Annotated in this window: 24 protein-coding genes; 11 read left to right on the top strand and 13 right to left on the bottom strand. The window is 57.3% G+C overall.

Features of this window, described 5'->3' with window-relative positions; all coding sequences use genetic code 11:
- Nucleotides 1–430: 430 nt before the first annotated feature.
- The gene (locus M9920_12895) at nt 431–1,078 is read left to right on the top strand and encodes an alpha/beta fold hydrolase (GenBank protein MCO5053188.1); all 648 of its coding nucleotides are present in this window, start codon (nt 431–433) and stop codon (nt 1,076–1,078) included.
- Nucleotides 1,079–1,100: 22 nt separating this feature from the next.
- Here the strand turns inward: M9920_12895 and mnmE are convergent, their stop codons facing one another.
- The 3 genes from mnmE to M9920_12880 form a co-directional block, all read right to left on the bottom strand.
- Nucleotides 1,101–2,510: a tRNA uridine-5-carboxymethylaminomethyl(34) synthesis GTPase MnmE gene (gene mnmE, locus M9920_12890; GenBank protein ID MCO5053187.1), complete on the bottom strand. Its 1,410-nt coding sequence runs from the start codon at nt 2,508–2,510 to the stop codon at nt 1,101–1,103.
- 196 nt (nt 2,511–2,706) lie between these two features.
- On the bottom strand, nt 2,707–3,849 hold the full coding sequence (locus tag M9920_12885) for a P1 family peptidase (GenBank protein MCO5053186.1): 1,143 nt from the start codon (nt 3,847–3,849) through the stop codon (nt 2,707–2,709).
- A gap of 94 nt (nt 3,850–3,943) precedes the next feature.
- On the bottom strand, nt 3,944–5,692 hold the full coding sequence (locus M9920_12880) for a hypothetical protein (protein ID MCO5053185.1): 1,749 nt from the start codon (nt 5,690–5,692) through the stop codon (nt 3,944–3,946).
- Nucleotides 5,693–5,957: 265 nt separating this feature from the next.
- Here M9920_12880 and M9920_12875 point away from each other — a divergent pair, with 265 nt between their 5' ends.
- A complete protein-coding gene (locus M9920_12875) occupies nt 5,958–6,827 on the top strand; it encodes a hypothetical protein (protein MCO5053184.1) in 870 nt (289 codons plus the stop codon).
- Between the two features lie 18 nt (nt 6,828–6,845).
- Here M9920_12875 and M9920_12870 read toward each other — a convergent pair whose 3' ends face one another.
- Nucleotides 6,846–7,001, bottom strand: coding sequence for a hypothetical protein (locus tag M9920_12870; GenBank protein MCO5053183.1), 156 nt, complete (start codon nt 6,999–7,001; stop codon nt 6,846–6,848).
- Between the two features lie 152 nt (nt 7,002–7,153).
- Here M9920_12870 and M9920_12865 point away from each other — a divergent pair, with 152 nt between their 5' ends.
- Entirely contained in the window at nt 7,154–7,642 is a 489-nt protein-coding gene (locus M9920_12865) for a hypothetical protein (protein ID MCO5053182.1), read from the top strand.
- On the opposite strand, the gene M9920_12860 is transcribed toward M9920_12865, so the two are convergent.
- The 6 genes from M9920_12860 to M9920_12835 form a co-directional block, all read right to left on the bottom strand.
- Nucleotides 7,624–8,490, bottom strand: coding sequence for a site-specific DNA-methyltransferase (locus M9920_12860; protein MCO5053181.1), 867 nt, complete (start codon nt 8,488–8,490; stop codon nt 7,624–7,626). The two genes, M9920_12865 and M9920_12860, sit on opposite strands and share 19 nt — an antisense overlap.
- A 189-nt stretch (nt 8,491–8,679) precedes the next feature.
- Nucleotides 8,680–8,847: a phosphomethylpyrimidine synthase ThiC gene (locus M9920_12855; protein ID MCO5053180.1), complete on the bottom strand. Its 168-nt coding sequence runs from the start codon at nt 8,845–8,847 to the stop codon at nt 8,680–8,682.
- 2 nt (nt 8,848–8,849) lie between these two features.
- The gene (locus tag M9920_12850; GenBank protein ID MCO5053179.1) at nt 8,850–9,320 is read right to left on the bottom strand and encodes a hypothetical protein; all 471 of its coding nucleotides are present in this window, start codon (nt 9,318–9,320) and stop codon (nt 8,850–8,852) included.
- 186 nt (nt 9,321–9,506) lie between these two features.
- Nucleotides 9,507–9,680 carry a hypothetical protein gene (locus M9920_12845; protein MCO5053178.1) on the bottom strand — a complete coding sequence of 58 codons (174 nt, stop codon included), beginning with the start codon at nt 9,678–9,680 and terminating at the stop codon, nt 9,507–9,509.
- 90 nt (nt 9,681–9,770) lie between these two features.
- Complete coding sequence (locus M9920_12840; GenBank protein ID MCO5053177.1) at nt 9,771–9,977, bottom strand: hypothetical protein; 207 nt, start codon at nt 9,975–9,977, stop codon at nt 9,771–9,773.
- Nucleotides 9,978–10,020: 43 nt separating this feature from the next.
- On the bottom strand, nt 10,021–10,830 hold the full coding sequence (locus tag M9920_12835; GenBank protein MCO5053176.1) for a hypothetical protein: 810 nt from the start codon (nt 10,828–10,830) through the stop codon (nt 10,021–10,023).
- 99 nt (nt 10,831–10,929) lie between these two features.
- On the opposite strand from M9920_12835, the gene M9920_12830 reads away from it, so the two are divergent.
- Nucleotides 10,930–11,265: a hypothetical protein gene (locus tag M9920_12830; GenBank protein ID MCO5053175.1), complete on the top strand. Its 336-nt coding sequence runs from the start codon at nt 10,930–10,932 to the stop codon at nt 11,263–11,265.
- 152 nt (nt 11,266–11,417) lie between these two features.
- Here M9920_12830 and M9920_12825 read toward each other — a convergent pair whose 3' ends face one another.
- From M9920_12825 to M9920_12815, 3 genes are read right to left on the bottom strand one after another with little or no spacing between them, the layout of a single operon-like run.
- A complete protein-coding gene (locus tag M9920_12825) occupies nt 11,418–12,215 on the bottom strand; it encodes an IS3 family transposase (GenBank protein ID MCO5053174.1) in 798 nt (265 codons plus the stop codon).
- A 42-nt stretch (nt 12,216–12,257) separates the two neighbouring features.
- Entirely contained in the window at nt 12,258–12,686 is a 429-nt protein-coding gene (locus M9920_12820) for a hypothetical protein (GenBank protein ID MCO5053173.1), read from the bottom strand.
- Nucleotides 12,683–14,755, bottom strand: coding sequence for a His/Gly/Thr/Pro-type tRNA ligase C-terminal domain-containing protein (locus M9920_12815; GenBank protein MCO5053172.1), 2,073 nt, complete (start codon nt 14,753–14,755; stop codon nt 12,683–12,685). The genes M9920_12820 and M9920_12815 overlap by 4 nt, the downstream gene beginning before the upstream one ends.
- Nucleotides 14,756–15,178: 423 nt before the next feature.
- On the opposite strand from M9920_12815, the gene M9920_12810 reads away from it, so the two are divergent.
- The 7 genes from M9920_12810 to gluQRS all read left to right on the top strand — a co-directional run bounded on the left by M9920_12810 (nt 15,179) and on the right by gluQRS (nt 21,022).
- Nucleotides 15,179–15,922 carry a TlyA family RNA methyltransferase gene (locus tag M9920_12810; GenBank protein ID MCO5053171.1) on the top strand — a complete coding sequence of 248 codons (744 nt, stop codon included), beginning with the start codon at nt 15,179–15,181 and terminating at the stop codon, nt 15,920–15,922.
- The gene (locus tag M9920_12805) at nt 15,906–16,790 is read left to right on the top strand and encodes an NAD(+)/NADH kinase (GenBank protein MCO5053170.1); all 885 of its coding nucleotides are present in this window, start codon (nt 15,906–15,908) and stop codon (nt 16,788–16,790) included. The genes M9920_12810 and M9920_12805 overlap by 17 nt, the downstream gene beginning before the upstream one ends.
- Before the next feature lie 17 nt (nt 16,791–16,807).
- Nucleotides 16,808–17,827, top strand: coding sequence for a LacI family transcriptional regulator (locus M9920_12800; protein MCO5053169.1), 1,020 nt, complete (start codon nt 16,808–16,810; stop codon nt 17,825–17,827).
- A 46-nt stretch (nt 17,828–17,873) separates the two neighbouring features.
- On the top strand, nt 17,874–18,284 hold the full coding sequence (locus M9920_12795; protein MCO5053168.1) for a YdgA family protein: 411 nt from the start codon (nt 17,874–17,876) through the stop codon (nt 18,282–18,284).
- A 224-nt stretch (nt 18,285–18,508) separates the two neighbouring features.
- The gene (locus tag M9920_12790) at nt 18,509–19,075 is read left to right on the top strand and encodes a hypothetical protein (GenBank protein ID MCO5053167.1); all 567 of its coding nucleotides are present in this window, start codon (nt 18,509–18,511) and stop codon (nt 19,073–19,075) included.
- 21 nt (nt 19,076–19,096) lie between these two features.
- Nucleotides 19,097–20,107 (top strand): M23 family metallopeptidase, encoded by a 1,011-nt coding sequence (locus tag M9920_12785; GenBank protein MCO5053166.1) that lies wholly within the window; start codon nt 19,097–19,099, stop codon nt 20,105–20,107.
- 9 nt (nt 20,108–20,116) lie between these two features.
- Complete coding sequence (gluQRS, locus tag M9920_12780) at nt 20,117–21,022, top strand: tRNA glutamyl-Q(34) synthetase GluQRS (GenBank protein MCO5053165.1); 906 nt, start codon at nt 20,117–20,119, stop codon at nt 21,020–21,022.
- The last annotated feature ends 41 nt before the right edge of the window (nt 21,023–21,063 follow it).

The raw sequence follows: 21,063 nt of genomic DNA, 5'->3' as shown, positions 1-21,063 counted from the left end.
CCTTACGCAAGTCACGAATCGGACGCGAATGTGATCGGGGCTGGATTCACCGATCCAAAACAAACCCAGCCCGGTCAGAGCGAAACCCAATCGGCACAGCACCAACATCATTGCCGATTGACCTGTTTCCCGGAGCGTCCTACCGTCGGAGCATTGCAGGCAGAACATGATTACGCATCTTGTCATCGTCGAGTGGACGGGCTGGTAGCTCTGGGTTGATGATCACTATATGCTCTTCAACCTCACGAAGAAACCGTGGTTATTATCGCCCTTTCAGGGCTTGGGAAATTTTGTGAAACGCCAACCCAGGGCGTCGCTGCGCTTTGCCCTGGGCTATCATCGGTCGCCCTGGCCGGGCTTCGGTCGGTTGCCAGCCACTTTGTTTTGCGCTTTGACCGCGCTGCTTTCGCTCCCCATCTTGGCGGCGCCCATGAATGAACACGTCATTCTGCTCCACGGTTTGTGTCGCTCGAGCGCTTCGATGCGCCCGATGGAAAAGGCACTGATCCAGGCGGGCTACCGCGTCTGGAATCTGGATTATCCCTCCCGCACCAACACCATCGCCAATCTGAGTGAAGCCGTGCTCACCCCGGCGCTGCGGGACGCGCGCAACGCCGGGGCCACCCACATTCATTTCGTCAGTCATTCTCTCGGCGGCATTTTGATTCGCGATTACCTCGGGCGCCATCCGCAACCCGACGTCGGCCGCATCGTCATGCTGGGGCCGCCCAATCAAGGCAGCGAGATCGTGGATCACCTGGGTTCGTGGTGGTTGTTTCGCAAAATCAACGGTCCTGCGGGCAGCGAACTGGGCACGTTGGCGGATTCAACGCCGCGTCAACTCGGCACCCCCGACGCGGAAATCGGCATCATCGCCGGCAACCGTTCCATCAACTGGATCAACAGTTTCCTGCTCATTCCCGGTTCAGATGATGGCAAGGTCTCCGTGGCGCGCACCAAACTGGAGGGCATGGCCGATCATCTGGTGCTGCCGACGTCGCATCCGTTCATGATGAAGAATAAAACGGTCATCCAGCAAACGCTCCAGTTCCTCCGGGAAGGCCGGTTTCAGCACTGAATCGCGATCGGCCGTGCCGCCATTATTTTCCGATGCAGAATTGGCTGAAGACGGCATCCAACAAATCTTCCGTGGTCGTCTTGCCCACAATCTCGCCAATCGCGTTAATGCCCTGGCGCAAATCCAGGGCTACAAATTCCAACGAAGCCTCCGCCCGCAAAGCGTCCAATGCCAATTGCAAACTCACCTTCGCGCGTTTTAGCGCGTCTTCATGCCGCGCGTTGATGGTCACCTGAGCCGTCTCCGCCGTCACCCGTCCCGACCAAACCGCAGCTTGGATCGCTTCTTTCAGCGCCTCCAGTCCCGCTCCGGTTTTGCTGGAAATATCAACCAGCGGCGTGGTCTCGGATTCTACGGATGTTTCCTCAGTAGCGTGACTCCGGACGGCAGGTGGTAAAATCAACTGCGCCGGCAGATCCATTTTGTTGCGGATAACGATCCGATTCTTTCCGGCGAACTCGCGCAACAATTGTGCATCCGCCTCATGCAACGGCTCGCTGGCATCCAACACGTGTAAAATCAATTCGGCCCGCGCCAACGCGGCGCGACTGCGTCGCACCCCTTCGCTCTCGATTTCATCCTGCACCTCGCGCAATCCCGCCGTGTCAATAAACACCACGGGAATGCCGCGCACGTTCGCCGTTTCTTCAATCGTGTCCCGCGTCGTTCCCGGTACGTGGGAAACGATGGCGCGATCGTGCCCCAGCAATTGATTCAGCAAACTGGATTTGCCGGCGTTGGGCCGGCCGATGATCGCCGCCCGAATGCCGCGTCGCAAAAGCTGTCCCTCCGGTGCGGTGCGCAACAGCTCCGTGACCCACTCGATTGCGCCCGCCAGACGCCCGATCAGTTGTGCGTGCGTGTCCGGCGCAATGTCTTCCTCCGGAAAATCCAGATACGCCTCGATGTGCGCCAGCGTGCGCATCAGTTCATCGCGCAACCGATTGATGCGTTGCGACAACTTGCCCGCCAACTGCTCGTTGGCCGCGCTCAAAGCCAGTCCGGTGCGCGCGTGAATCAAATCCGCCACCGCTTCCGCCTGCGCCAGATCAATCCGTCCGTTGAGAAAAGCGCGCTGCGTGAATTCACCCGGTTGCGCCAAACGCGCCCCACATTCGAGCACGGTATCGAGAACCGTTTTGCTCGCCAGAATGCCGCCGTGACACGTGAGTTCCACCACGTCCTCGCGCGTGAACGTGCGCGGCGCGCGCAGCACCGCGCAAAGCACTTCGTCCACTCGCGCGCCAGCGCGCATCGCGTGACCGTACTGAATCGTGTGGCTCGGGGCCGCGCTCGGTTTGGACGAACTTTTGCCAACCGGCACAAACACGCGATCCGCCACGCTCAGCGCGGTTTTTCCGGAAATCCGAATGACCGCCAATCCGCCCTCGCCCAACGGCGTGGCAATGGCGGCAATGGTATCGTCCCACATGAATTGGAGTTTGCGGCCTGCGCCCGCTTCCCGCAAGTCACCGCAAATCTTTCGCAATCGCCGGAGCGCGGCGTCGCGCGGAATATCCCACTCTACTGGCGAGGAGGTTTTGCAAAAGTCTGAATACAAAACGCCGAACGCCCGCAACACTAACGCTGTTGCGGGTGGTCGTTTTTAAGGCCCCAACGGCGAATCCCTACCGCCGGCGCGTCACCATTTCCCGCACTGGCTCCACCGGCAACGCCTTGGCCGTGCCGCGATGACCTTTGACCGTCGTGGCGCAAAACAGGGAATTGAGAATCGCCTCTTCCGTGGCCTCCGCCACCGCGCGGAATAATGGCGACATCGCTTCATTCGACAATTCGACGACCGCATGTTGGTTCTCGCCGTTGCGCCGACGACATTCCGGAGCCGTTGAAAAAGCAATCGCGTAATCGCCCGAACCATTGGACAGACTCGAACCGGTGCGCGCCAACCCCACCATGGTGCGCGCGGCCAGACGTTTCAAATTTCGCGCGCTCAACGGCGCATCCGTCGCCACAATCATCATGATGCTGCCGTCGCCCGCGGGATTCGCGGCTTTCGCCCGCTTTTCCAATTCAGGTTCGATCTTTACTCCCGCCACCGTCAGATCCCCGCCGAAATTACTTTGCACCAGCACTCCGACGACATAGCCGCCCTGCGCGTGAGGTAATTGCCGGGAACTCGTACCGATACCGCCCTTGAAACCGAAAGCCGTTGTGCCGGTGCCGGCGCCAACCGTTCCCTCGGCAACTGCTCCGCTTTGCGCCGTTTCCAAAGCGCGCACGACGTGTTCAGGCCGGACGGGGCGCGCCCGAATATCGCTCAGGAAACCGTCATTTGTTTCACCAACCACGGGATTGATGGACCGCACCGCCTCCATGCCGGGCTGACGCAGCATCCAATCCACCAGCGCGTCCGCCGCCTTCCAGACGCTCAGCGTGCCGGTCAGCAGAATGGGAGTTTCCAACTCACCCAATTCCTCCACCTGCGTCACGCCCAACAGTTTTCCAAAACCGTTCCCGACAAAAATGGCTGCCGGCACCCGATCCTGAAATACATTTCCCGCGTGCGGCAAAATGGCCGTGACGCCCGTATTGATGCGTTCGCCCTCGCGAATCGTGACCTGACCCACACGCACGCCGGACACATCCGTGATTGCATTCAGCGGTCCGGTAGGCAGGTCGCCGATGATAATTCCCACCTCACGCGCTCGCGGGCGCGGCGGCGAATCATCCGCGCGGGTGGGCAAAGCGGTGGCCAAGGAAACCAATGCAGCCATGACGGTCAGTCGGAAGGCGCACGTCGAATTCATCATGCCGATTACTTAACGCCCCGCGTCTCGATTTGCATTAAAAAAGCGGACGCACTGCGGTTTTCATTATTTCATTACCCAACGCCCGGCAACCGGCTTATTCCGTGGCCAGTTCAACTCTCACCCGAAACATCCGCGCAGCAGTTGAGACCAATTCGCGAAACTCAAGGTCATCCCCCGTCCCATCGGTTATGGCGGCATCCATCCATGGCGCGACGCTGACCGGATCACGCGTTTGCACGCGATACGTCCGGCCCGGGACGGTTGCGTAGCGGAACAAGAAGCTGCCGTCCGCAAGTTGCGGCGAGCGTAACGCAAATACTGATTGGGAATCGTTGGGGTTCGTGCCGGCCAGGTATTCGGCGAAATTACTCAAGCCGTCATTGTCCGCATCAAGCGCGGCGTCGTTGGGATCGTCACGGTCCAGCCCATTGTCCGCCTCCCACAAATCCGGCATGAAATCACCATCCGCATCCACGCGATCCGGACGCGGTGGTTTCGCTTCGAACGCGCCGATGCTTGGCGGATTGGCGTAGCAATGCTCCAGGTTGTCCGCCCACACTTTGGGCAAACGCTGCCCCTTGGCTGCGGCCGGACTGTTGGTCGCGACCGCGAAATCCCCCGCAGCCGCATCCGCGAACAACGGGTCGAGTCCATAAACCCCGTTCGTTTCCGCCACGGGCAGTGATGGCTGCGATTGGCCGGGTTGATTGAACGCATACCAGAGGTTGTTCGCAAACCGGAACGATGCGGCGTCCGTATCTGCGCCCACGTTCACAAACGTGCTGATTTGCGAGCGATCAAAGTAAATCAGGTTGTTGACGAATTGATTGCTGCCACAGGACAAAAACGTGTAACCGCCGCTGGAAACGGTCTCCTGCAGAATGCGCAACACCCAGCGGGCTGGCTCGATGATGGTGTTGTTCGCGACCAGCGAATGGACCGTGCCGACGAACGCCACGGGCGCCTCGGACCCGCGAAACAGATTCGCAATCACCCGAATGTTCCGGGATTCCGAGTTCGGTCCGGCGGGATCAAGCGGTGGACGGAAATACTCGAAGCCGGTCGAGCCGCCGATGTTGATGGCGCGAGCGCCGCCGTTGGTAAAGCGATTCCAACGGATCTCCAGGTCTTCACTGCCGCCCTTGCATTGAATCGAATTGCTGCCCGCGTCCGTGAACGCGCAGCGCGCGATCAACCCGCGATGACACCCCACGTGATCAATGCCGCTGCCTCCCGCGCTCATTCGGGCGAATTCGCAATCGAGCACGAAGTAATCGTTCACGCCCGAAAGTTTCAAACCATCGTTGTTGCCGCCCGTGCCGATGTCGTGAAAGTAAAGATTGCGGAACATGACGTGATGTGTTGCGTTGCTGTTTGCGTAATCGCCGCCGTCATCGCAGTTGATGCCATTGGCGGTCGCGCCGCTGACTTCGAGATTTTCCAGAACCACGTAACGAACTTTTGAAAGCTGAATGGCCGTGCCGCCGCCACTGATTACCGGACGAGGTTGCCCCGGCACACCGCCAATCCAAATAGGCGACTCCGCCGTTCCAGCAAAGTTTCCAATCGAATTACCGGCCACGTGATTGCCGGGCAACAGCCGAATGGCATCGCCGGGCTGCACCCCCTGCAAAGCGCGGCCGATGGTTTTGTAGGGATTCGCCTGAGTGCCATTCCCGGTGGAGTTGTTTCCCACAGGCGAGACAAAAATCTCGCGCAACGGCTGTTTGCCGTCAGCGAAGGTTCGGATCGGGTCACATGAATCCGTGACCTGGCCGGTAGCGGATAGTGATATCCACACCAGAACTGGCAGCAACGAGATGAGGCGCAACTTCAGTCGCATGAAAGCATCGTGACGCATCCGCGTGCGCGCGGCGAGTCGGATTCTTCGAACATGCCCAAAGCGCAACCACGAATTTCATAACGACCTCGTCAGCAGCGGCGAGAAAAATGCCCAGCTTGTCCGGGAACGCGCGATCCTATTTTTCAAGCCAGACTTGGTCGCCGCGTAATACCAGCGCCGCGGCGCCGGTAATCAATTCCAATCCATCTCTTGCATGGTAAAATTGATTCTTGCTTCAGCCGGTTTGACCTCAAGAATTGGGGCGATGCGACCGAAGCCAAATCCCCGCTGGAAGATCATTCTCACCGCCTGGCCGTGGCAGGGAGCCCTGTTTCTCGCCGCTTCCTTTGCCTTTTCCATTTGGTGGCTTTGGGATGGTCTTGCGAGAGGAACGGCACAAGACGCGTCCAACTGGCTCGAACCGCTCGCATCCATTCTCGGCGGCCTCGGAGCGTTTGTGCTGGCGGCGATTCTGATCTTCAGGCGCGTTGATAGCGCGCGGTCGGAAACGGAGTCCTACAATCTCGCCCGCGGTCTGGCCGCCGGATATTACTTCAACTTCATCCGCCCGTTGATTCTGGCCATCCGGGATCGCCATCACCCGATTCATACCGAGGTGATCCGATTCGGAGACTACCGGATCGGTGGCGTGTTGATTGGGATTCCGACAACCCTCGCGGATGTGAATCCGGAGCGGCACGAGGAATGGCTCAAATCTTTGGCCAAAGAAAGTAACTCCGAATATGAATGGCAGGAACTCAAGGTCGCGGTCGCGGGACGACCCCGTCCGATTTTTGCCCGCCTCGCTTTGAACCCACGCCGCAAGACCGCGATCGTGTTGGACATTCCCACAACGCTTTCGGTGATTGCGGACTTTGCCGAATTCTTCGCCAACCACGGCGCCAATGCGGCGGCTTCGGACGACGAATTTGTCAATCAAGCCAGAAAAGAAACCGTGGTGGCTGCGGAAACGGCCGAGTTCAACGCCCGCCTCGGTCAGACATTGGAGGAGTTCCAAGACGTAGTCGGCAAGGTCGGCTCCATGGAGCCGACCGGAACCGCCGCTGCCGCGTTGGTTCATATTGTGCCATTGCCGCGCCTCAGGTATCGCCTGAACGAACTCACCAACGCTTAAGACGAGTCCGGGTCTCGATTACCCCTTCCGCTCCCGGATGTCCGCCAGGATTTTCGCTACGACTTCCGCCTTCGGCTTGGCGCCTTGTGGGCCGCCATGGTGCAGACGCACAGAAACATTCCCCGCTTCCACGTCCCGCGCACAATCATTGATCCGCAGCGTTATGACACGCATTCGATGAATCCGTATATCATAAAATCGACCGCTTTATTGCCGCAGTCCGCGAACACATCAATCCTGGTTCGTCGAACACCATGTGATAGCTCTCTGCCGATGTCTTGAGCCCTCGACAGGGAAACCCGAAGTGATACCCTGCGGCACGTTCTGTGAACTACATCGCTCAGATCATTAACTACGTTCGTAAAGCGCAAGAAATTGCCGCCCAGCATGGTTTCAAAAACCTGCTTCAGCCGGGTCTTGTGAAGGAGTTGGTGGTTGCGGACATTCTCGGCCACGAAGTCCATCGTACGAAACACGAACCCGATGCTTACGATCCGGCAAATCCAAACCGGAAATTTGAGTATCTTTCCTGTTTCGATGGCGGCACGTTTCAACTCGACCGTATGTTCAAGTCACCGGCGGACAAGCGGGCAAAATCACTAGAACGGATCACGCGCAACTCCGCGATTTACTGTGCGATCTTCGACAAGGAAGACCCATTGGCCGTCATCACCATTTACGAAATACCTGTAGCCGTGATGTTACGCGAGGCTGAACGACAATTGGATGCGAGCCGGAATGAAATTTCCCATGTGGGTTTCACCATCAAATGGGCGCAACAAAACGGCAAAGTCGTTCACACCACGCAGACCTGAGAAGTCACCGATTTCCCGGTTCGCACCGTGCCTGCTAAATCAAAAAGGTTCTCCGACGACTCATTACCAATCGCTGCCTTCGCAATCCGTTCCTCCGCAATCCGACGGTAATTAGGATTGATTTCACATGCGACGAATCCTCGCCGAAGCCGCTCGCAAACCACCGGTACAGTTCCCACCCCGCAAAAAGGATCAAACACCAGGTCGCCGAGCTTCGAACTGGCTTTGACCAAGCGCTCCATCAGCCGTTCCGGTTTCTGAATCGTGTTCAGCATTTCGCGGCTGACGAGTTCCTTCGACTTGTAGGTGAGCTGCTTGATGTCGCCCCACACGTCGCCTGGATTTTTGCCGTCGGGATGGAACGCCGTTTTGCCATACTTACCATTGCGCACGGATGGCACACGCTCGCAGCGCAGCCGATGCTCCAACTCCACCAATTGCGGCACCCGGATATCGTCGAGGTTGAACGTCTTCGCCTTCCCCTTAGTGAAGTAGCAAATCACGTCGTAATTGTTCGTATAGGAAATCCGCCCCTGCGCCAGCCGGCTGGGCTGATACCACACCAGCTTGGATTGCAGCGTCAGCCACGGACGGTAATCAATGAAATCCACGCACTCCGGTTTGCCGAACAAATAGGCCACGCCGCCGGGTTTGAGCAGCCGGGAAAAAGCTTTTAGCAATTCGAGATTGAAGTGCTGGATATCCCGTACGTTGTCCCACTCGTGCGTTGTGACCGCGTAAGGCCCGTCGCAAATCACGAGGTCAAACGACTCGCCGGGCAATTCGCGCATGAACGACAGCGCATCGCCTTGAAAAATCTTCCCGATGGCTGAATCAATGTTGCGCATGACGCTGTATTACCACGTTTCGTTGGCCATTGAAATGATAAACTCTGGCGCGAACTGGCCGCAGCAATCCCGCAACGCGGGATTGCTCCGCATCTGGTGGACAACATCCAGCTTTTGGCGGTCGAGGGTTTTCATGTTTAATCACACGAGACTGCAACTCCGTTCTCTATATCCATGGCAGCCACAGGTTCAAAAAACGGGCTGGTGAATGAATTCGCGACCAATGACGCTCCACACCTGCACATCAATCTTCGGGCCATAGAACGCCGCCTCGTTGGCGTCGGCAATTGAACCGGGACGCAAGCCATCACCGATTGAAAACGAAACATCGTAGGTGGCTATGATGCTCGCGGCCAAAGCTATCGCTGCTTTTCCCACTCCGTAAAGACATCCGGAAAGGAATACTCCCGACCAACTTCGAGAGTGCTCAAAAACTCAATTTCAATCAGTGTTGCTCTGCTTTGGCCAATTGCAAAAACCGTTTTGTCCGGCATTCGTAATTCTACACTCGCAATCGTGCCATCTCCATTTGGCCGTTTCTCGATTTGCTTCGAAACGACCGTCGCTCGGAATGGTGCGGCATTCGTTATGGTGCTCAGAGGCTTAAGAGTAATAAAAGTCGTCATTGTCTCGTGGTGTTGCCCTTCAGCCGAATCGCTTTTACGCGAACAGCCCAGATTACCGAATAGTAGCACTGCCAAAACAAATGGGAGGTGCGCAAAGCGTTTCATCTGTTCGACGGTGGAAAGCTCGTCGTAAACGGATTGCCCGGACCGTTGACAATATTGATTGCCGGATGAGCTTTTTCGCCTCCAATCGACCCTTTGCATTTAAGTGTGATGTTAAAGTTGGCCAAGATTTCCCATCCGCCATTATCTGTGGGTTGAGTCATCACTCTACCGACTTTTCCGCCGCAGCGGAAGACATCAGTTGCTCTACCGTCACGCCCTCACGGGCCGCGCACTCGCGCAGTTGGCGGGCGACCCCTTCGGGGAGTTGGATATCGAGGACAATTTTCATCCTGCCCTTCGCTCTTTGATGTCCGCCAGAATCTTTGCGATGATTTCCGCCTTCGGTTTGGCGCCTTGTGGGCCGCCATGGTGCAGACGCACGGAAACATTCCCCACTTCCAGATCCCGCGCGCCGATGATGAGCATGGTGTCACTCTCCTGCAACACGCGCCGCACCATGTCCTCGGTCTTCTGGCGATAACTTGGTTCAACTTGGGTAAAACTTTCCGCTGGTTTGGCAAAATGAATTCAGTTCTAACCCAAGCCCGGTCACTTTTGCTGTTCTGGCAACCGGTTTCTGCTGATGAAAATCAAAATTAACATGCAGACCGCCCACGCAATCAAACCGAGCACAACAAATGCGAACCAACCATAAAACACGCCAGACGCCATGCGAAAACCTTCATGCATTCCGTCGTTTGATGCGATATCTATGAATGCAGCTATGTAGGCAAATAAAAAAAACAGAACTTCCATCGCAAATAATATTGCGATGCCTCTTACGATCCCAACTTTGCGCCTATTTTGTTTCACAGCAGGGATACTTTTCTATCGTGAACATTTTGGCTGTAATGGGAGTTGGTGGTTTGCGGAGATCCCATGGCGATGAGCCGGGGGCAGGACTAAATTGTTCTGCTTGCCCTTTGGTTGTGGTGACTTCGTGCCACGGAAACGCTCCGTGCGACCCTGAAACGGTCATCTGTCCTTTTTCCACATCGAAAACAAAGTCGTATGAGTATTTGATGTGCGGTGCTCCGAAAATCAAAGGATTCCCGGAATTCGCCGACAAGCTCACATTCAGTTTGCAGCCGTTTCTTGTTATGGTTGCAACGGGCGGTGGATCAGCAAGTCCAGTTCGGGTTGTTTCAATGCCGAACGCTGTGTAAGTGGTAACGGTCGTTAAACCAGATCCTGAAATGTTCGCAACCCTTGGATTTTTACTCGGATCAGTTTCGACGACAACCCAATGCCACGCACGGGACGACATGGGCCTAGTTCCCGGATTAAAACCACGATCATCCCCATGCCAGAATGCGCGACGATTCGAGTAATACCAAAATTGAATTTCGCTTGGGCTGATAAAAGCAGACACCCAAAGTTCAATTCGCTCCAACCCAAAGGGATCAATGTAGTTTATTGGCGCATTGCCGATGAACGCATAAAGATTCGGTTCGCTCCCGATAAAATCAATCATTGGCATTGAATCACGCTCTACAAAACCTGCGCCTTCTTGAATCGGGTCGTGAGAAAGCCAGCGGCCAGCGTGGGCGTCGGCAACAGCGATGATTGTAGCGGTGATGGTGAGAACGACTTTTTGAATGGCGTTCATAGTCGGCCTTTCGCCTTCATTCTGTTTGGCTATTTTGGGCTTGCCGCCGTTTGAAGTTTCCAATAGCGACCCAAGCGTGCAGCGACGAATGCTGTCACAATGCAAATCACGGAGGCAACACCTCGCGACCATTCTCTGGTTACAAACGGCAAGCAAATGGGAATTGAAAACAAAATAGCAGACAACCACCAGCATTTAGGAATGGCTGCTCCTGCCGCAAGCGATAGTAAAAAAGCGACTGTCGCAACTCCACCGACTAATCCCCACGAAAAATCAACAGCGCAAATCCCCCATCCGGCAAGAATCAATCCGCTAAAAAAACCGACGACTATGCAAAACACGCTCAAACCAATTCCAACGACAGTGGCGGGAACTTTCACGGTTTTAAGATTTCATCCAATGTTCCTTGGAATTGCCCGCTCACTGAACCTTTAACCGAGTCGCGCATTCCTTGGTAAACCTGCATTGTTTCACCTGCTTCGTGCTGTTGAACATAATTCCAGTAACCGGAAGCACCAAATACCAAATATCCTTCCCACGGCTGGCAAGCCCCCATTTGTTGATCCAAGTGCAATGAGAGTTTTGGTTCATGGTTTCAGGGTTTCCGCGCTGGCGTGCGCAGGGAGGGGCGTAGCCCCGACCGGAGCGCGCCAGCGCGCCGCGAATACCGCCGGTGCCAGATACTCCAGCGCCGAGTGCGGCCTCGCTTCGTTGTAGTCCCGCCGCCACCCGGCGGCCAGGACTTGCGCCTCCAACAGGGAGGCAAATTCTTCGCGGTTCAGATGTTCGTCCCGCAACCGGCTGTTGAACGATTCCACATACGCATTCTCCCACGGACTGCCCGGCGCGATATACAGCGCCCCAATCGCGTTGGCTTTCAGCCACGCCTGCACGGCTTGGGCCACAAACTCCGGCCCGTTGTCGCTCCGCAAATGCGCGGGCACGCCGCGCTGGGCGATCAATCCCGCCAGCACCGCAATCACTTCCTTGGCCCGGAAACTGCGCCGCACTGCCAACGCCAGACATTCCCGCGTAAACTCGTCCACCACGCACAAAAACCTCAACCGCCGCCCGTCGCTCGTCTGGTCGCTCACAAAATCGTAGCTCCACACTTCGTTGGGTCGCGTCGCCACGCGCCGCTGGCTGCCGTTCGCACTCGTCCCCACCAGCCGCTTGAGCCGGGCGTTTTCCTCTTTCAAGGCTTTGAGTTCCTTCACGGTGTTCACATCCGCCCCGCCGTATTGCGCTTGCCAGCGGTGATACGTCGCCGGGCTGATCGCCAAGCTCTTGCAGACTTCCTCAATCTTCTTGCCCCCGGCCAGTTCCGTGGCCGCTTGATGGAGCTTCGTCACTATTTGTTCAGGACGGTGTCGTGTTCGTTTCATGCTATCAGAGTTCTGGGCGGCGCTTCGCGCCGCCCAAGTCTCTCATAACACCTGGCTCAATTTAAGGGGAGCTTTCCACGGCCCATACCACGTTTGGAAGCCAGTATGCGAAGGCGAAAGGCTGTCAGAGTATGCGTGATAGGCCATTCCCAATCGCGGACTGCCGCATACATGAACGCGCAGTCCTTCGGCGCACAGAAGATTGATGAGTGCGATGTCAACTTTTTCAAGCTGATCGGGCGGAAGCGCCAGAAGTTCGGCGAGCGTGCGCGGTTGCTTGAAATTTGCAGCGTTCGTTTCGGAATTTGCTGCGGGCCTATTCGATGGCTTTTGGTCTGCGGCACTGACACTCGCGGCTGCGACTGCGAGACAAACGGCGAGAAAGATTGCAGTTGCCGCTTTCACAATGACGCGAGAATAGTTCTTTTGTTGAAATTGCGGCAAGCGCGAAACGAGGAGCAGCCAATTCAAGCCCTCCGCTCTTTGATGTCCGCCAGAATGTCCGCGATGACTTCCGCCTTCGGCTTCGCGCCTTGTGGGCCGCCATGGTGCAGACGCACGGAAACATTCCCTGCTTCCAGATCCCGCGCGCCGATGATGAGCATGGTGTGGACGCGCAGTTTTTCCGCATCCGCGATTTTCGCCTTGAACGGCGTGGCGCCGAAATCGGAATCAACGCGCACTTGATTCGCGCGCAGTTCGTTCACGAGGGACCGGCCATAGTCAATCAACGCCGCGTCGTCATTGAGCGTGATGACGCGCACCTGATCCGGAGCGAGCCAGAGCGGGAAGTTGCCCGCGTAATGCTCGATGAGAAAACCGATGAACCGCTCGTGCGTGCCCAGCGGCGCGCGATGGATGCACAACGGCGTCTTGTTGGTATTATCCTTGTCGCGATACGTCAGACCAAACTTGGCGGGCACGGCGAAGTCCACCTGATTCGTCGCCAGCGTGAACTCGCGGCCAATGACGCTCCACACCTGCACGTCAATCTTCGGCCCGTAGAACGCCGCCTCGTTTTCGACCTCGACGTAATTGATACCCGAACTTTTCAGGACGTTGCGCACCATGTCCTCGGTCTTGAGCCACAACTCCGGTTCGTTGACGTACTTTTTGCCCAGCCCTTCCCGGCTGTGTTTGCTGAAACGCATCACGTATTTCTCGATGCCAAAAATCTTGAAATACTTGAGATACATCTCGTTCACCGCGTTGAACTCGGCTTCAAATTGCTCTTCGGTGCAATAGATGTGCGCGTCGTTCATATTGAGCGATCGCACCCGCATGAGGCCGAACAACTCGCCCGATTGCTCGTAGCGATAGCAGCAACCGTATTCCGCGAGGCGCAGCGGCAAGTCGCGATAGCTGCGCGGCTCCGCCGCAAAAATGCGGTGATGATGCGGGCAGTTCATGGCTTTGAGGTAGTAACGTTCGTCAGAACTTCCCTTGTTCAATTCCGTGTATTCATCACAGGCTTTCAAATACTCAGCTTCAACTTTTTCGTAATTTGCGTATGCCTCATCGGAGTCAGGATTTGACTCCTTCGTTTTTCGGACCTCATCAAGCTTTCCATTTAGACTACCTACAAAGAGCAAAGCTCCTTTGACCCTTGCTTCATGTGCTGCTTTTGCAGAACCCTCAAGTGGAAGCTGCATCGCGGGGAACATTGACTCCGCGTAATACGGCAGGTGGCCGGAGGTTTTATACATTTTTTCCTTCGCCAAATGCGGCGTGCGGACGCGGACGTAGCCGGCGGCAAATTCCGTTTCTTTCGCGAGCTTTTCCAGTTCCTCCACCAGCACCGTGCCTTTCGGCAACCACAGCGGCATGCCCGGTCCGACGTATTCCGTGTCAATCGCGAACAGCCCCATCTCCGCGCCGATCTTGCGATGATCGCGACGCTTCGCCTCTTCGAGCATTTTGAAATACTCGTCGAGCTGCGTCTTGTTCTTGAACGCCGTGCCGTAGATGCGCTGGAGTTGCGGATTGCGTTCATCGCCTTTGTAGTAGGCGCTGGCTACGTGAGTGAGCTTGAAAGCGCCGATGTTCCCGGTGCGCATCACGTGCGGTCCGGCGCAGAGGTCAACGAAATCGCCATTTTTGTAGTAGGTGATCGGCTCGCCTTCGGGAATGGCTTCCAGGTTGCCAATCTTGAACTTGCTAGGATTGCCGGGCCGCTCGGTTAACCCGCCAAGTCTTCCGCTTTTTGCGTCTCTTTGCGCCTCTTCGCGGCTGACCTCGATTCTTTCAAACGGATTATTCGCCTTGATCTCCTTTTTCATCTCGGCCTCGATCGTGGCAAAATCCTCGGGTGAAATCCGATGCGGCAAATCCACGTCGTAATAGAAGCCGTTTTCAACGGGCGGCCCGGCGGCAAATTGAGCCTCGGGCCAGAGCCGCAGAATGGCGGTGGCCATGACGTGGGCGCACGAGTGCCGGAGGCGTTCCAGTTCGGTCATCTTCGCGCGATCATCGAGCGTTTTGCGATCTGCGTTCGGCTGCGGCGGACGGGGTGGGTTCGATTGTTGATTCTCGTCGGGCATAAATTCAATCTAGGCTAAAGAGCAATTCCGCCGCAAAAATGCGGCAACCATCTCCGTGGTCGCGGCGCCGGGCCTGACAGCCGTCGCGCTGGCCAAAAAATCTTTGTCTATCAAAATCACAGACATGGCGGAGAAAATAGCCGTCCGCGAACCGCTTTGAAATCTCAATTTAACCGGCTCGCCGAGGGCACGTTTACTGGCTACATCCGCCGCATCAGATCCTCTTGAGCCACATCGGGAATAAGGCTCGCGCCGCAAAATTCTTCCACCCGATCCGCACGAGACACCCGGCTCATTCCAAAGGTTGCCCCGTCAATTACAACGCAAGCGCCGATTGGTGGCGGGGGGATCACACCGACCGGTTGTCAGGGGCAGTCCGGGTTCGAGCGTGATTTTTTCGCGGCGGGAGTTTAACCTGCCGGCATGATGCGGGTGGATCAGGCGTTGGTGGAGCGCGGCCTTTGCGCGAGTCGCGAACAGGCCAAACGTCTGGTGATGGCGGGTCAGGTGTTGGTCAACGGTCAGCCGGCGCGCAAGCCCAGCGATGCGGTCGGCGGCAAGACAGAGCTGGCTTTGGCGTCGCGCGAGCCGTTTGTCAGTCGCGGCGGACTCAAGCTGGCGCACGCATTGGAGCATTTTCAGGTGTCCGCGCAGGGTTGTCGCGCGATTGATTTCGGCGCTTCGACGGGAGGCTTCACGGATTGTCTGTTGCAGGCGGGCGCGGCGTTGGTGTATGCGGTGGACGTGGGGCACGGTCAACTCGCGTGGAAACTGCGCCAGGACCCGCGCGTGGTGGTGATGGAAAAAACCAATGCGCGGCACCTCACCCCGGCCGCCATGCCGCCGCCGTTTGCACCGGTGGACCTGGTGGTGATTGATTGTTCGTTCATTTCGCTGCAAAAAATTCTGCCGCCAGCCGTTGCTTTGCTGCGCTCCGGCGGTAAACTCATCGCGCTGGTCAAACCACAGTTCGAGGCCGGAAAAGCGGAGGCGGATCGTGGGGCGGGCGTCATTACCGATCCGGAAGTGCATGAACGGGTGCTTGAGGAAATAAAGACTTTCATTGCAACGCAACCGGGTTGGAGCTGGGTGGGAATGACGACCTCGCCGCTGCTCGGTCCGGCAGGCAACAAGGAATTTCTGATTTTAATTGAAAAAAACAACTGACAAATTTCGGCGGGTCGGATTGATCGGCAATCCCGACAAGGCGGCGTGCGCGCAGGTGGTGCATCGCGCCGCGCAACTGATTCAAGCCACCAAACGATCGCTTTACACCGACGCCCAGACGGCCCGGCGTTCGCGCCTCCAGATCAAAGTTTGCGACTCGATCGAGGCGCTGGCGCAGACGGTGGATTTGTTGATCGTCTTCGGCGGCGACGGCACGATGCTACGGATCGCGCGGCAGACGGCAGGCATTCCCACGCCGTTGCTGGGAGTGAACATCGGCGGGCTGGGTTTTCTCACGGAAGTGCCCTCTTCGGAATTGGAAGTGGCGCTGAGTCTCATCTGGCGGGGCAGCTTCAAATTCGAGCAACGGGCGCTGATCGAAGCCAATGCCCTGGTCGCCGGGCGCAAGCTGCGGCAACTGGCGCTCAACGACATCGTGGTGGGACGCGGCGAAGTGGCGCGCTTGATTGATCTGGAGGTGGACGTGAACCAGGACCCGCTGACGCGGTATCGGTGTGACGGTTTGATTGTCAGTTCGCCCACGGGTTCGACCGCCTATTCACTGGCGGCGGGTGGCGCGGTGGTTTTACCCACGGCCGAAGTTTTTGCGTTAACGCCCATTTGCCCTCACACGTTGACGAACCGTTCGCTCATCGTTCCGTTGAGCGCGAAAATCCGCATCCGCCCGGCCAATTCGCGCGCGCGGATGTTGCTGAGCGCCGATGGCGAAATCATCGGCAGCCTGTCGCCGGGCGATGAAGTCGTGGTGCAACGCAGCCGGCACACGACCCGGTTAATCCACCTGGCGGACAGTTCCTTTTTTGCCGCGTTACGCCGCAAGTTACACTGGCGCGGAACGAATTTTTAATTTACCAACCCAAAGTCATGGTTCGACTTGTTGACATAGCGGCCCGGGTCGGGGTTTCAGTGATGACTGTTTCCAAGGCGTTGCGGGATCAACCAGATGTCGCCGCCAAAACGCGGAATCTCATCAAGGCCACGGCCAAAGAGATGGGGTATGTGCCCGATTCGAGCGCGCAAAGCCTGCGCACCCGTGCCACCAAACTGTTCGGCTTGGTGGTTCCTTCCACGACCGATCCCGTGTTTTATCGGTTGATTTATGCGGTGGAAGAACGCGCCCGCGAAAGCGGTTACGACGTACTGTTGTGCCACACGCACGACAAAATTGAGCGCGAAGAACTCTGCATCCGGCGCCTGTTGGCGCGACGGGTGGATGGAATTTTTGTCGCGCCGGTGTACCGCATGGAAAGCACCGGCAAAATTTATCAAGCCCTGACCGCGAGCAAAACGCCCACGGTGGTGCTGGGTTCGCCCGCGGCGTTCTGCAATCAATTCCCGTGTGTGCAAACGGATGAATTGCCCGCCAGCCAGGCGGTGACGCGGCACCTGCTGGAATTGGGACATCGCCGCATCGCCTATTTCACGGGACCGCTCCCCGCACTTTGGGCGCAGGAACGCTACGAAGGTTTTCGGCGCGCGCACCGCGAAGCCAATCTGGAAGTGGATGACGCCCTCGTCTTTCACGCGGGCAGCACGATTGAAGATGGCGCGAAAGCGACACTTCAATTCGCCAACGAGAAATGCGCGGCAACGGCCATCCAAGCCGCGAATGATTTGGTGGCCATCGGTTGCGTCGAGACGTTGCAACAACAAGGATTGCGCATCCCGCAGGATTTGTCGGTGGCGGGATTTGGCAACGGTCTGCTGGCCAAACATTTTCGCGTCCCGCTGACCACCGCGCGCCAGCCGAAATACCGGATGGGCATTGTGGCGGTGGAAATGATGCTGCAATTGCTGCAAGGCAAGGCGGTGGAAAACCGGCGGTTACCGGCGGAATTGGTGCCTCGCGCCAGCACCGCCGCTCCGCCAGTGCCCGCGAAATAGCCGCCGCCCGCCGCAATACTTGGTATCACGCCTGCTCTCCAGCGGCATGAAGAAGATTCTGACCGTTATTGGAGTCATTACGGTGTTCTGCGGAGCGCTCTGGGCCACGAGCGCCTGGAAAACTTTGCGCGCCAACGCCAAAACCGCGCAGTTTAATCAGGATGTCGAAAACCTCTTTATCGGCCTGCAAAAATACAAGGAACGCGTTGGCTCGTATCCGAATGGGAGCAACGCTCAAATTGCGAAGGCCTTACAGGGTGAGAACAGCAAAAACGTGATCATTTTGGTGGGGCGCAAAACCGAGTTGAACGATAAGGGCGAATACGTGGACCCTTGGGGCACCCCGTTGCGAATTTACTTTACCGAGGGCGGCGTACTAATCCGCTCCGCCGGACCGAACCGCCGGTTTGATGACAGCACTGTCCTGGATGCGGACGATTTTATCCGTTCCAATTAACCCGTTTTTCTTCACCTGTTCTATTCGACAAAAAAGCCGTCCTTAACGGACGGCTTTGTCGTTGTCAAAAAACTCAGGCGGACGCTTTTTTGCGCTTGGCCTTAACCGTGGCTTTCTTCCGTTTCAAGTAAGCGCGGGCGCGTTTCCGTTTGATGATCTTGTTCGATTGTTTTCCCATACTAAGTCTTTACTTTGCTTTCGTATTACGATTTGGTGTCGCCACTATGGTGAGTCGGTTGGTGCAATTCAATCTCAAAGTGCTGCTGGTCGCCGGCGCGGCGGCGCTGGTGGGCTGTCAATCGCCGGAAAAAAAGGCGGAAAAGTCTCCCGCACTGTTGCGCCTCCACGTGGAAACGAACCTCCTGCCGCCCGGTCAAAGTGAGTCCGTCCAGGTGCTGCGCGCCGCGCCCATGACGATCAATGTTGAAAAACAACCTTTCCTGTACGAGTCCCAGATTCTTGCCGCGCAGCTCATTGATACGGATGATAATTTTTTGATCATGATTAAATTCAACCAGCAGGGCCAGTGGTTGCTGGAGCAATACACCGCCTCCAATCTCCGCCGCCGGCTGGCGGTGCGCGCCCAGTTCCGCATCAGCACCAACGTCTTTGATCGCTGGATCGCCGCGCCCTTGATCACCAAACCCATCCGCGACGGCGTGCTCTCGTTCACGCCGGATGCCGACCGTGCTGAAGCCAAAGCCATGGTGCAGGGTTGGAATAACGTCGCCGGATTCAAGGACCAGGACGGGTCATTCAGCGGCAAGTTTAGCGCCGCGCCAACCAACTGACTCCGTCGGCAAACCCGTTTCATGTTGAAGTATTTTTTGGGCACGCTGGCCGGTCTGGCCGGGGCCACGCTCTCCCTCGCGCAACCTTTTCAATTGCCCACCGCCAACCATGCGCTCTACGACGCGGACGGAGGCGGCGCGCGCTTTTTTGTCCCCACCGTGGGCAAGCCGTGGCCGAGTGGTTCCTTTGGCTGCGTCCGCACCGGCGGCTGGCAATTACACGAGGGACTCGACATCCGCTGCCGGCAACGCGACGGAAAAGGCGAGCCGATTGATCCCGTCCTGGCCACAGCGGACGGCACGGTGGTTTATCTCAACCGCAAACCGGCGCTTTCCAACTACGGCAATTATCTGGTGATCCGCCATCTGGTGGAGGGGTTGGAAATTTATTCGCTCTACGCGCACCTGCGGGAAATCCGCAAAGACCTCGTAATCGGAAACGAGGTAAAATCCGGCGAGACCATCGCCATCATGGGGCGGACGGCCAACACCCGCGAAGGCATTTCCAAAGAACGCGCCCACGTTCATTTCGAGTTGAACGTGATGTTAAATGACCACTTTGCGGCCTGGCATCAGCAACACGCTCCCAAACAGCGCAATGACCACGGCCAGTGGAACGGCCAAAATCTGCTCGGTCTTGACCCGCAAGCCGTGTTGCTGGAGCAGCGTAAATTGGGAACGAACTTCAATCTGGTGCGGTGGCTGCAACAGCAACCCGAACTGTGCCGCGTCCTGGTCCGCAAGACCGACTTTCCGTGGTTGCACCGTTACGCCGCGCTCGTGCAACCGTCCGCCGCCGCGGATCCGCAAGACGTGGCCGGTTACGAACTCAAGCTGAATTTCATGGGCATTCCCATTGCCGCCACCCCGCGCCCGGCGGCTGAAATCAAAAGCCAGGCGGCGGTGCAATTGCTCTCCGTAAACCGCGTGGAGTATCGGCAAAATCCCTGTCGCCGTTTGGTAACGCAACGTCAGGACCGTTGGGAACTGACGCAACGCGGACTGGATTTGATCAGCTTGCTCACCTATTAAACCGTTCGCATGACTGCGCCTGCCGCTGCCCGGGTTTCCTATCGCGGACGGATTGCGCCGTCGCCCACCGGCCACCTGCATCTCGGCCATGCGCGCACGTTCTGGATCGCGCAAGAGCGGTCCCGCGCGGCGGGTGGGGCGCTGATTTTGCGCAATGACGATCTGGATCAAGTGCGCTGCAAACCGGAATTTATCGCCGCGATGTACGACGACTTGCGCTGGTTCGGGTTCGCGTGGAGTGAAGGACCGGATTGCGGCGGGCGGTGGGCGCCTTACGCCCAAAGCCAGCGATGGCCTCACTATCGCGAGGCGCTCGAACAATTGCGCGCAGGCGGCTTCGTCTATGGTTGCCACTGCTCGCGCCAGGACATCGCGGCGGCCGTTCATGCCCCGCATCCGGAAGACGATGATGAACCGCTCTATCCTGGCTTTTGTCGCGACCAGCACCTTCCGTGGCCTAACTTCGAAAACGCCCGGTCGGCGCCCGGCGCGAACGCCCCGGCTCCACGCCGACCTTCGATTCGCTTCCGCGTTCCTGACGGCGAGATAATCAGTTTCGACGATGGGAATCTCGGTTCGCAAAAATTTGTGGCCGGAAAAGACTTCGGAGATTTCGTCGTTTGGCGACCGGATAATGTGCCGGCGTATCAGCTCGCATGCGTTGTGGACGACGCGGCCATGCAAATCACCGAAGTCGTGCGCGGCGCGGATTTACTGAAGTCCACCGCGCGGCAACTCCTGCTGTATCGCGCGCTCAAACTCGCGGCCCCGCGCTTTTATCACTGCGAACTGATGCTGGATGACCACGGCCAACGGCTGGCCAAACGCCATGCCGCGCTGAGCTTGCAAACTTTGCGGCAGAGCGGCGCCGCGCCCGAGACGCTCCGCGCCACGTGGGGCAATTTCGCCCACTGATTCAACCGGCCGAGAAAACTTTTGATTGCCGTCACACGCGC

The organism is Verrucomicrobiia bacterium, assembly GCA_023953615.1.
GTDB lineage: Bacteria > Verrucomicrobiota > Verrucomicrobiia > Limisphaerales > JADLHS01 > JADLHS01.
The sequence above is the reverse complement of the archived record's forward strand: the minus strand, read 5'-3'. Positions and strand labels throughout refer to the sequence as shown.

Excerpts from the sequence above, each read along its gene's own strand:
- M9920_12815 (MCO5053172.1), bottom strand. The coding sequence starts at position 14,755 with ATGCCCGACGAGAATCAACAATCGAACCCACCCCGTCCGCCGCAGCCG.
- M9920_12850 (MCO5053179.1), bottom strand. The coding sequence starts at position 9,320 with ATGCAAAGGGTCGATTGGAGGCGAAAAAGCTCATCCGGCAATCAATAT.
- M9920_12880 (MCO5053185.1), bottom strand. The coding sequence starts at position 5,692 with ATGCGACTGAAGTTGCGCCTCATCTCGTTGCTGCCAGTTCTGGTGTGG.
- M9920_12835 (MCO5053176.1), bottom strand. The coding sequence starts at position 10,830 with ATGAACGCCATTCAAAAAGTCGTTCTCACCATCACCGCTACAATCATC.
- mnmE (MCO5053187.1), bottom strand. The coding sequence starts at position 2,510 with ATGTGGGACGATACCATTGCCGCCATTGCCACGCCGTTGGGCGAGGGC.
- gluQRS (MCO5053165.1), top strand. The coding sequence starts at position 20,117 with ATGACTGCGCCTGCCGCTGCCCGGGTTTCCTATCGCGGACGGATTGCG.
- M9920_12840 (MCO5053177.1), bottom strand. The coding sequence starts at position 9,977 with ATGGAAGTTCTGTTTTTTTTATTTGCCTACATAGCTGCATTCATAGAT.
- M9920_12845 (MCO5053178.1), bottom strand. The coding sequence starts at position 9,680 with ATGGTGCGGCGCGTGTTGCAGGAGAGTGACACCATGCTCATCATCGGC.
- M9920_12795 (MCO5053168.1), top strand. The coding sequence starts at position 17,874 with ATGAAGAAGATTCTGACCGTTATTGGAGTCATTACGGTGTTCTGCGGA.
- M9920_12875 (MCO5053184.1), top strand. The coding sequence starts at position 5,958 with ATGCGACCGAAGCCAAATCCCCGCTGGAAGATCATTCTCACCGCCTGG.
- M9920_12860 (MCO5053181.1), bottom strand. The coding sequence starts at position 8,490 with ATGCGCAACATTGATTCAGCCATCGGGAAGATTTTTCAAGGCGATGCG.
- M9920_12790 (MCO5053167.1), top strand. The coding sequence starts at position 18,509 with ATGGTGAGTCGGTTGGTGCAATTCAATCTCAAAGTGCTGCTGGTCGCC.
- M9920_12885 (MCO5053186.1), bottom strand. The coding sequence starts at position 3,849 with ATGATGAATTCGACGTGCGCCTTCCGACTGACCGTCATGGCTGCATTG.
- M9920_12830 (MCO5053175.1), top strand. The coding sequence starts at position 10,930 with ATGCAAATCACGGAGGCAACACCTCGCGACCATTCTCTGGTTACAAAC.
- M9920_12895 (MCO5053188.1), top strand. The coding sequence starts at position 431 with ATGAATGAACACGTCATTCTGCTCCACGGTTTGTGTCGCTCGAGCGCT.
- M9920_12810 (MCO5053171.1), top strand. The coding sequence starts at position 15,179 with ATGATGCGGGTGGATCAGGCGTTGGTGGAGCGCGGCCTTTGCGCGAGT.
- M9920_12800 (MCO5053169.1), top strand. The coding sequence starts at position 16,808 with ATGGTTCGACTTGTTGACATAGCGGCCCGGGTCGGGGTTTCAGTGATG.
- M9920_12825 (MCO5053174.1), bottom strand. The coding sequence starts at position 12,215 with ATGAAACGAACACGACACCGTCCTGAACAAATAGTGACGAAGCTCCAT.
- M9920_12870 (MCO5053183.1), bottom strand. The coding sequence starts at position 7,001 with ATGCGTGTCATAACGCTGCGGATCAATGATTGTGCGCGGGACGTGGAA.
- M9920_12785 (MCO5053166.1), top strand. The coding sequence starts at position 19,097 with ATGTTGAAGTATTTTTTGGGCACGCTGGCCGGTCTGGCCGGGGCCACG.